Origin of the sequence: Halomonas sp. CSM-2, assembly GCF_002119345.1 — a bacterium.
Lineage (GTDB): Bacteria > Pseudomonadota > Gammaproteobacteria > Pseudomonadales > Halomonadaceae > Vreelandella > Vreelandella janggokensis.
This window is the reverse complement of the sequence record NZ_NBYR01000002.1, coordinates 108,384-121,292: the sequence shown is the minus strand read 5'-3', so window position 1 is coordinate 121,292 and position 12,909 is coordinate 108,384. Positions and strand designations below refer to the sequence as shown.

Annotated in this window: 12 protein-coding genes; 8 read left to right on the top strand and 4 right to left on the bottom strand. The window is 58.0% G+C overall.

Annotated features, from left to right (window positions below; genetic code table 11):
- Window positions 1-250 precede the first annotated feature (250 nt).
- Together B7L15_RS02040 and B7L15_RS02035 are read left to right on the top strand one after the other, a co-directional pair.
- Window positions 251-466, top strand: a complete 216-nt coding sequence (locus B7L15_RS02040) for a hypothetical protein (RefSeq protein WP_085917389.1) — start codon at window positions 251-253, stop codon at window positions 464-466.
- 243 nt (window positions 467-709) lie between these two features.
- Window positions 710-2,299, top strand: coding sequence for a methyl-accepting chemotaxis protein (locus B7L15_RS02035; protein ID WP_085917388.1), 1,590 nt, complete (start codon window positions 710-712; stop codon window positions 2,297-2,299).
- Between the two features lie 74 nt (window positions 2,300-2,373).
- Here B7L15_RS02035 and B7L15_RS02030 read toward each other — a convergent pair whose 3' ends face one another.
- From B7L15_RS02030 to B7L15_RS02020, 3 genes are all read right to left on the bottom strand, one after another.
- Entirely contained in the window at window positions 2,374-3,594 is a 1,221-nt protein-coding gene (locus B7L15_RS02030) for a glycosyl transferase (protein ID WP_085917387.1), read from the bottom strand.
- A complete protein-coding gene (locus B7L15_RS02025; protein ID WP_085917386.1) occupies window positions 3,591-4,499 on the bottom strand; it encodes an HAD-IIB family hydrolase in 909 nt (302 codons plus the stop codon). The genes B7L15_RS02030 and B7L15_RS02025 overlap by 4 nt, the downstream gene beginning before the upstream one ends.
- Window positions 4,500-4,922: 423 nt before the next feature.
- On the bottom strand, window positions 4,923-5,912 hold the full coding sequence (locus B7L15_RS02020; RefSeq protein ID WP_085917385.1) for an OmpA family protein: 990 nt from the start codon (window positions 5,910-5,912) through the stop codon (window positions 4,923-4,925).
- A 173-nt stretch (window positions 5,913-6,085) separates the two neighbouring features.
- Between B7L15_RS02020 and B7L15_RS02015 the strand changes: the two genes are divergently transcribed.
- Window positions 6,086-6,763 carry a hypothetical protein gene (locus B7L15_RS02015; protein WP_085917520.1) on the top strand — a complete coding sequence of 226 codons (678 nt, stop codon included), beginning with the start codon at window positions 6,086-6,088 and terminating at the stop codon, window positions 6,761-6,763.
- 4 nt (window positions 6,764-6,767) lie between these two features.
- The gene (locus B7L15_RS02010; RefSeq protein ID WP_176243616.1) at window positions 6,768-7,358 is read left to right on the top strand and encodes a FlgO family outer membrane protein; all 591 of its coding nucleotides are present in this window, start codon (window positions 6,768-6,770) and stop codon (window positions 7,356-7,358) included.
- A 77-nt stretch (window positions 7,359-7,435) separates the two neighbouring features.
- Here the strand turns inward: B7L15_RS02010 and B7L15_RS02005 are convergent, their stop codons facing one another.
- Window positions 7,436-7,678, bottom strand: coding sequence for a GlsB/YeaQ/YmgE family stress response membrane protein (locus B7L15_RS02005; protein ID WP_085917384.1), 243 nt, complete (start codon window positions 7,676-7,678; stop codon window positions 7,436-7,438).
- A 116-nt stretch (window positions 7,679-7,794) separates the two neighbouring features.
- On the opposite strand from B7L15_RS02005, the gene B7L15_RS02000 reads away from it, so the two are divergent.
- The 4 genes from B7L15_RS02000 to B7L15_RS01985 all read left to right on the top strand — a co-directional run bounded on the left by B7L15_RS02000 (window position 7,795) and on the right by B7L15_RS01985 (window position 12,876).
- Entirely contained in the window at window positions 7,795-8,664 is an 870-nt protein-coding gene (locus tag B7L15_RS02000; RefSeq protein WP_085917383.1) for a D-hexose-6-phosphate mutarotase, read from the top strand.
- A 32-nt stretch (window positions 8,665-8,696) separates the two neighbouring features.
- Window positions 8,697-10,085 (top strand): YcjX family protein, encoded by a 1,389-nt coding sequence (locus B7L15_RS01995; RefSeq protein ID WP_085917382.1) that lies wholly within the window; start codon window positions 8,697-8,699, stop codon window positions 10,083-10,085.
- Window positions 10,082-11,131, top strand: coding sequence for a YcjF family protein (locus tag B7L15_RS01990; RefSeq protein ID WP_085917381.1), 1,050 nt, complete (start codon window positions 10,082-10,084; stop codon window positions 11,129-11,131). The genes B7L15_RS01995 and B7L15_RS01990 overlap by 4 nt, the downstream gene beginning before the upstream one ends.
- A gap of 104 nt (window positions 11,132-11,235) precedes the next feature.
- On the top strand, window positions 11,236-12,876 hold the full coding sequence (locus B7L15_RS01985) for a BCCT family transporter (RefSeq protein ID WP_085917380.1): 1,641 nt from the start codon (window positions 11,236-11,238) through the stop codon (window positions 12,874-12,876).
- Window positions 12,877-12,909: the final 33 nt, after the last annotated feature.

Sequence of the window (12,909 nt, the reverse complement as noted above, 5' to 3'; positions counted from 1 at the left end):
GCATCCTTGAGTCCATCAAGCGTCCTGCTTGGTTTTCCCTAGTGCGCATCCTCTGCGCTAGATGTTCACAGTGCACTTCTAAAGCCTTGGTTTATCTAACCCAGGATATGAAAGCCGAAAAAAATGATTAATTTGCTCACCGATGTCATCGCAATGGCCTATGGTTAATAGTCCACCACTTGTCGCTGCCGGGTTGTGTGACGAGTGATTCACGGCTAGGCCCAACAACACCCACGGGTAGGAGGTCAGCGTGCAACCTATCATCATTAACTACAAAGTTCGCGGTGTTGACATCATTTGTCGCCGCTGCGGTAATTTCGAATCAACCACCTCAGTATTTTTAGCCCGCTTTCGCCTCGAAGGTACTGGCGAGCAAAGCGCCGTCTTGCGCTGTTTGAGCTGCCAAACCAGCACCGGTATACCGCGAAGTGCGCTCGATACGCTGACGCACGCCCGCGCTGGTTGACGCTGGGCTTTTTACCCCCCCCATCAGACGATGCTATCGGCCAGAGGCGGCAATATTGTCGCCTCTGGCTTGTATAAGCCAATAAATTAGAAGAAATTAATATAAATATTTTACATATAAACAATAAAATTTATTAACTGGACAACTCGCATGGTTAGTCAAGATTTTACTGATCGGGTCGATAAGTACTATGTGGCTGGTTCTCACACATAACACATATTATCGACATCATCAGGAAGCATTATGACGCGCATGACAACAACACAAAAACTGTGGGGTACGCTTGCCATTATCTGGATCGCCATGCTGTTAATGGTCGGTTGGCTGGCATGGGAAAATCGACAAACCATCGAGAGTGAACGGCGGGATAGCCTGCAGTACGTTATCGAAAGCGTACATAGCCAGATTGAGGCGCTCCAGGCAAAAGTCGATGCAGGAGAACTGAGCCTTGAAGAAGCCCAAGAGCGGGCCGTAGACAACATGGCCAGCGTTCGCTTTGGGGACGGCGAGTATATTTTTGCGTTTGATAACGACCTGAACATCGTTTCTCACCCTAGCCGCGATACCGGCACCAGCATGACGGACTACCAGGATGCCAGCGGCCTACTGCTGTATGCCGAGCTGCTCGAAGTGGCGCAGGCTGGAGGCGGTCACGTAGGTTACTACTCCACCCGCCTGGGCGGTGAGGAGCAAATTCCCAAGTTGAGCTACGTCGACCACTTGCCCGAATGGGGGTGGTCGCTGGCCTCCGGCGTGTATGTCGACGATATCAACGCGGCGTTTGTGTCGAGTCTGATTCGCTCAGCCGTTATTTTGCTGATCATTGGGGTGCCGGTGACGCTACTGATGGGCTGGGTGATTCGCGATGTGTCCCGCCGTTTAGGGGGTGACCCACGCTACGCCGCCAGCGTGGTTCGGCATATTGCCGACGGCGATTTAACGCGCACGACACAACTCTCCGCCCGCGATCAGCAAAGCCTGCTGTTTGATATTGATCGTATGCGTGAAACGCTATCAGACACCATTGGCAGCATTCACCAGAGCGCGGATAACGTGAACACCTCTGTTGAACAGATCGTCGGCGTTAACGAAGAGTTATCCACGCGGACAGAACAACAAGCGGCGTCTCTCGCCGAGACCGCTTCCAGCATGGAGCAACTGACGGCAACGGTAAAACAAAACGCCGAACACGCTGACCACGCAAGCCAGTTGGCAAGCAAAACCACCGACAATGCTCAGCAAGGTAGCGAAGCGATGGCATCGGTGATCGATACCATGTCGACGATTAACGATAGCGCGAAACAAATGAGCAGTATCATCGAGACGATCGACTCGATTGCATTTCAAACCAATATATTGGCGCTTAACGCCTCTGTTGAAGCGGCTCGGGCGGGTGAACAGGGGCGTGGCTTTGCCGTGGTCGCCAGTGAAGTCCGCCAACTGGCCAGCCGTTCAGCGGCAGCGGCAGCGGCACAAGAGATTAAGACACTGATCGACAACTCTGACACCCATATCACGCAAGGTAGCCGCCAGGTGCGCGACACCGGTAGCGTGATTAGCGGTATCGTCGACAATATTCGGCAGCTTGATACGTTAGTGAAAGAAATCTCGGCGGCTACCAAGGAACAAAGCTATGGCATCGAGCAGGTCAACGAGGCTGTCACCCAGATGGATCAAATGACCCAGCAAAATGCCGGACTGGTACAAGAAAGCACCGGGGCCACCCAACGCTTGGCGGATCTCAGCTTTGAGCTACGCCAGCGGGTTTCACATTTCCAGATTGCCGGGTCCCAAGCCGCAATGCAGACCCTTCCCTCCTCTCGCCATGGCTAAATAAAGCCTTTCTGGCTGGGCAAGTCCCTTACATGGCCTGCCCAGCCAGTCCTCGCACATTGGCTAAAACCACCTTAAACATCGCCCTGGTTATCCAGCTCTACTGCCTCATGCATTCGCGTTAGAATGTCGGGCACCGCTGCCTGAACGCGGTTCCAACTGGGAATAAAGGGTCGTTCGCGGGGATTATCCAGAAACAGGTTGCCCGCTTCCAGCAGGTTGCTGGCGAACAGTTCAACGGCCTGCTCTTCGCTGTGACGATCCAGACTCAAACCGTTCATAGTGGCGTCATGGTCATAAGCCTCGATCAGGTCCAACGCCAGCCGGTAGTAGGTGGCTTTCAGGGTGCGAAAATCTTCACTGCTGAACGTGATCCCTTGAGTGGCCAGCTTTCGGTAAAGGGCTTTGGCGATATCCAGGCTCATGCGGTTCAAACCGGTATCAGGGTTTTCCTCGCTGACCGGCTGGTGCTTATGGTCGTAGGCATCGGCAATGTCGACCTGACAAAGCTGACGCGGCGAGTAATTGCGCTGAAGCTCGGAGAGAACGCCAATCTCAAGCCCCCAGTCTGCCGGGATGCGGATCCCCTCCAACACGTCGCTACGCATGGCGAACTCACCCGAGAGCGGATAGCGGAAGCTGTCCAGGTAATCGAGGTAAGGCAACGGACCACACACAGTTTTTAGCGCCCTCAGCAGCGGCGTCACCATCAGGCGCGATACTCGCCCGTTGAGTTTTCCCTCGGCAATGCGCGGGTAGTAGCCCTTGCAGAAACTGTAGTTAAAACGGGGATGGGCAACCGGGTACATCAATCGCGCCAGCAGCCCCCGGTCGTAGGTCAGAATATCGCAGTCGTGCAGCCCCACCACCGATGACCGCCCAGACGCCAATACATAACCCGCGCAATACCAGACATTGCGCCCTTTACCAGGTTCAAGTGCGCCCAGCCCGTGCTGTTCAAGCTCGGTGTCCAGGGCACGCAGGCGGGGCCCGTCGTTCCATAGGATACGTGTGTGCTGAGGCAGGCGTGAAAAGAACTCCCGTGCATATAAAAACTGCTCGCGATCGGCCCGGTCCAGGCCAATCACGATCTCGCCGAGGTAGGGTACCTTGACCAGCTCATCGACAATGGCCGAAAGTGCCGGACCCTCAAGCTCTGAAAACAATGATGGCAGGATCAACCCCATCGGGCGCCGCCGGGCAAACTGGCTGAGTTCTTCTTCCAGCGCCTCAACCGGGCGACGCGTCAGATTGTGAAAGTCAGTAATCACGCCATTCTGGTGGAAATCACTCATGCGTTTGCCTCCTTTGCATCACGCGGATTGGTCGGCGTAAACGCGTTACCCCACCAGTGAGACATGCCTTCCACCCAGCCCTCGGGGCCAGTGGCTTGTGTGCGGTAAAGATGGGGGTTAGTAGGGTTAACCGTCAGCTCATGGTGGCCACGGATCACGACCGCCTGATCGACGACGTTTAACATCGACACGTCGTTGGGGCCATCGCCCAGGCCGATGGACAGCGGCTCACGACCGCGCAGCGCCCGGAATCGCCCAACCAGCCAGGTGACCGCACTGCCCTTGTCGGATGCACGACCCATAACATGATAAAAGCGGCCACCCTGGGTAAGTTGCAGGCCGTCACCTTCCAGGGCGCGGCGAAACGTCTCCAGCGACGCGTCATCGTCGTGCCACAGCAAGGGCTCGCTACCCTCGCGCTGGCGGGCAAGTTGTGCCTGGATAGCGTCGAGTCCGGTCAGCCCCGTCAAGTCGTCAAGGGTAAGCTCACTCATCGGGGTAAACCGCACATCGAGCCGTTTGCGCCAGACCTTCAAACGGGCCCGAATAAAGCCAATATCAACGCTTGGATGCTTGATGACCATCCCGTCGCGGCCGTTGCCCGGCCGATCCAGCCGCGCGTGGCACCAACCAGGCGGAAGGCCGATGACAGCACCATTTTCAGCCACGAACGGGGTCATCGTTAGCCCAAGCGTTTCACGCAGAGGAAGCAGTTCAGCACGCGTTTTACTGGTCACGGGGATCACCGGTATCTTCGCCTGCTTTAATCGGGCGAGCCAAGTCCTCGCCGGGGAAGCGTCATAGCTATGGTGGTCAAGCAGCGAACCGTCGAGGTCGGTGACCACGAGGCGCGACAGCTCCACTTGGTCATCGGGGGGCGCCGAAGCGCTGGCGTGTTCAAGCATGGCGCAGCCTCTCTACTGCTAAGCGGTGGACGCGCTCAATCACCACTTGTTGGAGATGGCGATGACAGCGTGTTTATTGCCTAGCACAATACGTGCCAACACTTTTAACGCTTTGATATCCATAAGGTGGAGAGGGGGAATACCCAGAGGCGAGAACGGTTGCCCCCGAGGCAGACATTGCAGCGCGCTTTTTTGGTGCACTCAGGGAGGGCATGCACAGACACCAGCGCCAGGATGGTGCCGCCCAGCATTACATTTGATAACAAAAAAACCAATACAAAGCTTGGCAAGACTTAATAAATAGCTATACTCAAATTGTACCCACTGGCAACCCTGTACACCCCACCCCCTCTGCCAGTGGGCTGCAGTGAGCCAAGCCCTTTATGCCCGCCTTCCCCGGCGGGCTTTTTTTCTGCAAGGGTTTTATTCTACGTGGATGACAACTTCGACTCGGCGGTTACGCGCCCGCCCTTCTGCCGTGTCATTATCTGCCAGGGATTGAGTAGCCGCCAGCCCAACGGCACGTAAGCGATCCGATGCAACGCCCGCCTCTTCCAAGGCCTCCACAATCGCGATCGCCCGGGCACTGGATAGCGCCCAGTTGGATGAATATTCAGGGGTGTCAATCGTTCGACTATCCGTATGGCCCTCAACCCATACTTCACCGTCATAACGCTGGATGGTGTCAAGCAACGTGCTGATCAGTTCGCTTCCACCATCGGTTAACCCGGCTTCTGCTGAGGGAAACAGCAGCTTGTCCTGCACTCGCAAACTGATACCTTCTTCTACCCGTGAGACTTCGACACCTTCTAAATCAGGTAGATAAGGGGAGCTCTCCATCTGCTCTCTCAGGGCCAATGCAGCGTCAATGGCATTATCGCTGAGCGTCTCGACATTACTTGGGGGGTTATCCGTGAGGACCACCATATAATCAGCCAGCGGAAATTGAAGCGCTGACTGTTCAACCGGCACCAAGGGCATCGGCAAACGGCGTTCAGGCAACGCGGCTGGTGATTCTGCTACCGGGTCAGGCATGGCGAGCAGCGGGGGGACACCCCGCGTGGTTCGTCTGGGGCGCCCAGCCACCCCCTGAGCCGCCGTGATCGTGCTGGTCAGCAACTCGCCACCCAGCCAGTTGGTTGAATATCTTCGCTCATCACGCATATTGGCAAGGGCTTCTGGCAGCGGTACTTCAAGCGGCAGAGGCGAATCAAAAAGCGGTTCAGGTGGTGGTTCTGTGGCCATCCACGCCGGGCTTGTGGCACCGGCTGCCGCAATAATGATCACAAACAGCGCCACCAGCAGCGTCATGATATCGATGTAGCTCACCATCCAGATGCTACCGCTGTCATCTTCACGGTACGGGGACATGAGCGAGTCGTGGCGAGGTCCACTGCGGTGATCTTCAAGCATCCGTGTGATTACTCATTCAAGTTTTTGGCCCCCTGGCCGACTATTAATGCGTGGCGTTGTCATTAGCGCTGCCTAGTCTATCAAAAAGCCGTTTCGTAGCGAGAAGGAACCACCCGGTGCGCACCCGTAAAATTGATATACCCTCGTCAGCGCTACGCCCACTCGTCATCGGCATGGCCTGTCTGACGCTAAGTGGCTGCTTCTATGCCAATACCTCGCAAGCGCCCATTGCCACTACGTATCCCTATAGTGAACAGCAGCGCATGCAGGCTGCCCATCACTGGAATGTTCTTGCCCGCCATGAGGCGACGCAGATCCTGAAGCGCGAGCGTGTCCGTTTCCGCGATTTACACATCCCGGATGCCCCGCAAGACGCCAACCACGCCTACAGCGGCGGCGAATTTGGCCGCGGCTTTCGGACTCTGCTCACCAGTGAACTGGTCTCGCGCGGTGCCAACCTGACCACCAAACCTCTGCCCAGCAGCGCCGAGGTTCATATTGACGTTGACGTCGTTGAGCACCGGGATCGAGACTTTGTACGCCCACCGATGGGGGCATTCACCGCCTTGGCAGGCGGTATAGCCGTGGCCGCGATACCGATCAATCAATGGGCGGAACCCGCCCTGGGACTTATCCCGGCCGCTGTCGCCGCTGACGTGACCAGCGGCAGTTGGACACACACCGGTAACGAAGAGATCATCGTCACCACCCAGATTCTCGACGGTGAGCAAATCCTCTATTCATCGTCGAACATTTATTACATTAACAGCGGCGACCGACGTCACTATGCGCCCGACCGTACCCCCTCAGCGCCGTCAACGCCGTCGGTTTCCATTACGGATAGGTGGTAATGCCATGTCTGCGATGTCATTTTCCGTTATGCACTTAACGCGCCCGCTTTCCGCTATCCGGTGGTTAACGGCCGGTCTTTTTGTATTGAGCCTTATGGGTTGTAGTGCGCTTGGCGGCGGTAATACGCAACAACAGGAACCCGCTCCAGACCTGCCCGAACTTGCACAAAAAGCGGCTGAGCAGATGGTGGCAAGCAACCCCGACATAACACGTTATAGCCCCATGATTGCCGCGACGTTCGTGAGCATCGACAACCTGAGTCAATCCTCCACGCTTGGGCGTATCAGCTCGGAACTCATGGCATCGGCACTGGGGCGCCAGGGCATGCAGGTGCGCGAGGTCAAGATGCGCGACAGCATGTTTATCGAAGAAAGCGTTGGCGAGCTGATCCTGTCTCGGCAAGTTCAGCGTCTGAGCGCACAGCACGATGCACGCTCCATCTTGATGGGAACCTACGCACAGGGGCAGGATTATGTCTACGTCAGTGCCCGCGTGGTGCGTTCAAGTGATGCCATGGTCCTGGGGAGTGCCGACTTCAGGCTTGCGTTGAACAACAATACGCGCAGCCTGCTTGAAAGCCAGGGCGGCTGGTAACGCCCAAAACACACGAACCCGCGCTTAACGGCGCGGGTTCGTGGCAAGTGCCCAACGGTTAATTGCCGACTAGGACGCTAGGACTGTTTCACCTTGCTGATAACCCACAGCAACACCACAGCGCCGACGATGGCCGTTACCAGTGACCCGATAAACCCACCGGCCTGCAGACCCAACAGGCTAAACAGGAAACCACCCAAGACGGCGCCCACAATGCCGACGCCGATATTGCCCAAAACGCCAAAACCTCCGCCTCGCATGATGTTGCCAGCAATCCAGCCAGCCAGACCACCAATAATCAACCAAGCAATGAAACCCATATCGCCTCCTTTCCGTACCTGTGGTTAATGTTATCCTGTTTCCTTGCGTGTTTTAACATAGCACACGGCGTTAATAATATTCATTGACAGTGGCTACGCTGAAAAAAGGATTGCCTATGATTCCCGACTCCCTCCAGCAGTTGCTTGATGGTGTAGACGGCCAGCAAACGTCTCACTGGCAAGGCCGCGACCTTGTACTGTTCAACGCCCCCTGGGGGGAACTGATTGTCTCGCTGCAAGGTGCCCAGGTGCTGCACTTTCGACCACCCAATGACCTTGGCTGGTTATGGGTAACCCCCACCCCACAGCCCATGCCTGGCGCCATCCGTGGCGGCATTCCGCTTTGCTGGCCCTGGTTTGCCGATGAACGCTACGCTGACGAAACGCCCGACCGGAGCGGCACCTTCCACGGCTTGGCGCGGCATGCCGACTGGCGGTTGGAAGCGGTCGATGAACATGCCGAGGGAATCGAACTTCACCTCTCCCCGACGCAGCCGTTGCACTCCCAACTGACGGTGCGCGCGGTCGTCCAGGCCAATGCCCAGCGGCTCGCAGTGGAATTGATCACTGAAAACGTGGGCGAAAGCCCGGTAAAGGTCAGTGGCGCACTGCATTCCTATCTCGCGGTCGACGATGCTCATCAGTGCCGACTGGAAGGGTTGACCGGTGCACGCTATCTCGACAAGCTGCGCGACTTTGCGGAAAGCGAGCAGCAAGGCATCCTGGCCATTCGCGGTGCGGTAGACCGTATCTATCACTCCAATGAAGCCGTGATGCTTCATGACGGCCCCCGCACGCTGCGCATCGGCAAACAGTCCAGCGATTCCACCGTGGTGTGGCACCCGGACCAACAGCCCCCTGCTGATACCTCTATCGAGGCCGCCAAACGCTTTGTGTGTGTCGAGGCCGCCAATACCCGTCTGGATCCCGTATGGCTGGTCCCCGGTGCCCAACATCTACTGGGTACCACGTTAAGCAGAAGCTGAGCTTTGCAAACCTTGATAGAGGACAACGCGCCATGCGCCAGCCGTTTCATCGCGAGCTGAGTAACCTGATAGAACGCGGCCGCGACCGCCAGCTTCGGCTGGCGGTCACCGGCCTCTCCCAGGCGGGCAAAACGGCCTTTTTGACCTCCCTGGTCAATCAACTCCGCCACGCTGGCGTTGAAGCACAGCTAGACCTGCTGCCGGCAGCCCGCGAGGGGCGCTTGCTCGGCGCCCAACGCCTTAACCAGCCTGACCTGGGCGTGCCGCGATTTCCCTACGACCCGGGAATGGCCGCGCTGCGCGATACCCCACCCCGTTGGCCTGAGCCCACCCGGGGGATCAGCGAACTGCGTCTGCAGTTACGCTACCGCCCCGCTCATCAGGGCTGGTTAGCGCCCGACATCGCCCATCTCACGCTGGATTTATTCGATTATCCCGGCGAGTGGCTGCTCGATTTACCACTGCTGCAGCACGATTTTTACAGTTGGTGCCAGGCACAGCCGCTGCACTCAGGCGACCAGCGCCGCGCCATGTTCCAAGAATGGCTGACCGAGGTGGAAACCCTCGACCCCGCTGCCGACGCCGACGAAGCGCAACTGGCAAGCCTAGCTGAAGCTTATGCTCAGGGGCTTCGACGCGCCAAACAGGCCGGGTTCTCCAACCTCCAGCCGGGGCGGTTTTTATTGCCAGGCGAGCTGGACGGGGCGCCGGTATTGCAGTTTTTCCCGCTTCCCAAGCTCAATATGCCCAAAGAACAACTGGAGGCACTTCCTCCTGACAGCCTGTATGCCACCCTGGCGGCGCGCTTTCGCTACTACCAGCAGCAGGTCGTGCGCCCCTTTTACCGTGACCATTTCCGCCGCTTCGACCGCCAGATCGTCCTGGTGGATGTATTGGGTGCGCTCAATGCCGGGCCTGAGCGGTTCGAGGACCTGTCCCAGGCGCTCAGCCAGCTGATGCACAGCTTTGATTATGGCCAGCGAAGCCTTTTGACGCGGCTGTTTGCCCCCAAGATCGATAAGCTGGCCATCGCCGCCACCAAAGCGGACCATGTCACCCCCGACCAGCACCGCCATGTCGTACAACTGCTGGAAGCTCTGCTGGCCGAGCCGCTCAAGGATCTGCGCTTTGCCAACATTCCTGTCAAGGCACTTTCGCTGGCCGCGATTCGTGCCACCGAAGCCCGCGAAGTGGTGCATAACGGTCAGCGTTCGCCCGCCCTGCGGGGCACCACGCTTGAGGGCGAAGATGTCCTGGTGTATCCCGGCGATGTGCCGCCCCGCTTGCCGACGCACGACTTCTGGCAACAGCAAGGCTTCGACTTCCCCAGCTTTCGCCCAATGGATACGCGATCTGAAGCCCTTGGTCACATTCGCATGGACGCCGCTATCGATTGGCTGATTGGAGATAAACTCACATGACCACCCCTCAGCCACGTCGGCACTTCAGCCTTGATGACCCCCAGGAAACCCGCGACGGTCCTGATGCCGAGCTGCGCCAGCGTAAAACCTTTACGCCTACCGATCACCACCAGCCCCTGCCCCCTACCGCCGAGGAAAAAGCCCTCCCCGAGGCTCGTCTAGGCGCGCCGCGCAAACGCCGCTGGGGGCTGATGCTGGCGCTGGGCGGGGGCGCCGTATTGGGCACCCTGGAACTGGCCACGGGTATTCCCGAGGCGATGGCCCAGTCCCAGTGGTTGACGATGGCCTGGCAGGCATTCGGCATTGGTTTGATCGGACTGGGCGGATTATCGTTGCTCAAGGAACTGGGCCGCTTAAGACGCTTAAAACGCCACGACCGGCTGCGCAGCGACCTGGCCGAGCTGCCTGAACGCTCTGCCAAGCAAGCCCAGCAGATGGCCGAACAGCTCAAACGCCAGCTCAAGCTGGCCGACGATGATCCGCACTGGCAAGCGTTCAGAGGCGCCTGTCAGCCCCACCATAGCGGCGAAGAGATCCAGACATTATTGCGCTACCACCTCCTCGCCCCCCGGGACCGGGAAGCACAGCGCTTGATTACACGCATGTCCGGCGAAACCGCCATCATGGTGGCAGTCAGCCCCCTGACACTGGTCGACATGGCGCTGGTGGCCTGGCGCAGCCTGGCGATGGTGGATCGGCTATGCCGTCTTTATGGCCTTGAACTGGGCTACGCCAGCCGTCTGCGGCTGTTTCGCCACGTGTTGCATAACATGGCGTTTGCCGGGGCAAGCGAGCTCGCCACCGATGCCAGCATGGATATGCTATCGCTGGATCTGGCCAGTCGCCTGTCCGCAAGGGCCGGCCAGGGCCTCGCCACCGGACTGCTCAGCGCCCGCCTTGGGCTACGCGCGCAACAGCTGTGCCGCCCGGTGGCTTTTACCGCCGAAGAGCAACCCAAACTCAGCGACTTGCGCCAGGATCTGTGGCGACAAATCAAGCGCCTCGACAAGGAAACCACGCCTCAAGACCGCTCATCCCGGCAGTAAACATCCTGATAGGCGGCTTCCGTTGAAAGCCCGTTAGGTTTCAACGCTGATTGTCGCCATGATAGTCGCTTGTCTCACCATTCTCGAATGAGGAGAAATCTTGCATGAATGATTCAAGCGATTCTGAATCCCCACCCATGGCAGACGACATGCAGACTGACTATGTCGTTGGCCAAGACAATATCTCAGGAAATCTCGGCCCCTTTGGTTTTGATATTCACAACCGGGTCTTTGCTGTATCAGCAGTTGCGTCAATTATTTTCATTCTCCTCACCCTGTTGTTCCCCGATCGGGCAAGCAACACCTTCCAGGCCATCGTCGCCTTCTCCACGGGGACACTGGACTGGTACTTCATGATCATCGTGGACTTCTTTATTCTGTTTTCCCTGGCGCTGGTCGTCCTGCCCCACGGATCGGTCAGGCTGGGCGGCCCTGATGCCCGTCCGGAGCACAGCTACCTCTCCTGGTTTGCGATGCTGTTCACCGCCGGGATCGGCATCGGCCTGCTGTTCTTCGGGGTGCTGGAGCCGGTTTATCATGCCAACGTCTCCCTGCCTTTGGGGGTTACCTCGCCGTTCGGGAGCGACGGGGAGTTGAACCCTGACGCAATTGCCGACGCCAGCGCCCTGGGCCTTGCTGGCACCTACCTGCATTGGGGCATCCACGGCTGGGCAGTGTATGTGGTGATGGCACTGGCACTGGGCATCTTTACCTACAACAAGGGCCTACCCTTCTCTATCCGCTCGGCGTTCTTTCCGATTCTCGGCGAGCGCGTCTGGGGCTGGTGGGGGCATGTCATCGATATTCTGGCAGTGTTTTCCACCCTCTTTGGGCTGGCGACCTCGCTCGGGCTTGGGGCTCAGCAGGCCAATGCGGGGATGAACTTCGTCTTCGGCCTGGAGGTGAGTACCTTCACCCAGGTCATCGTCATCATTCTGGTCACCGCAGTGGCGCTGGTATCGGTCTGGCGCGGGCTAGAGGGCGGCTTGAAGAAGCTCTCCGAGATCAACATGATCCTGGCCGTCCTGTTCTTCTTTTTCGTGCTGTTCGCCGGTCCCACCCTGGTCGCGCTCAGCGGGTTCTGGTCAGGACTTGCCACCTATGTCACTGACTTTCTGCCATTATCAGCGCCTTTCGGCCGTGACGACGATGCCTATCGCCAGTCCTGGACCATCTTCTACTGGGCGTGGTGGATCAGTTGGGCACCGTTCGTCGGTATGTTCATCGCACGGGTATCGCGGGGCCGTACGGTGCGTGAGTTCGTGCTTTGTGTGCTGCTGGTACCCAGCCTGTTCATCTTTATCTGGATGGGTGTCTTCGGCTCAACCGCGCTCGATCAGCTCTACGCCAATCCTGCCGCCAGCCTGGTCAAGGAGTATGTGATCGACAGCTACAGGCCCGAGCTTTCGCTGTTCGGCATGCTCAACGAACTGCCGCTGACCGGCCTGATGTCGACCCTGGGCATCATCCTGGCGCTGATCTTCTTTGTCACCTCCTCGGACTCCGGTTCCCTGGTGATCGATACCATCACCGCCGGTGGCAAGATCGATGCGCCACGGCCGCAGCGGATGTTCTGGGCAATCGTGGAAGGTCTCATCGCGATCGTGCTGCTCATCGGCGGTGGGCTGTCAGCGCTTCAGGCGGGCGTCACCGCCACCGCGATTCCGTTCTCCATTGTACTCCTGTTGATGTGCTACTCGATCATCAAGGCGCTCAATGGCGAATTGCGGCACTTACGCAGTTGAAAGGAAAACGGTGACAAAAAAGCCCTGCTGATC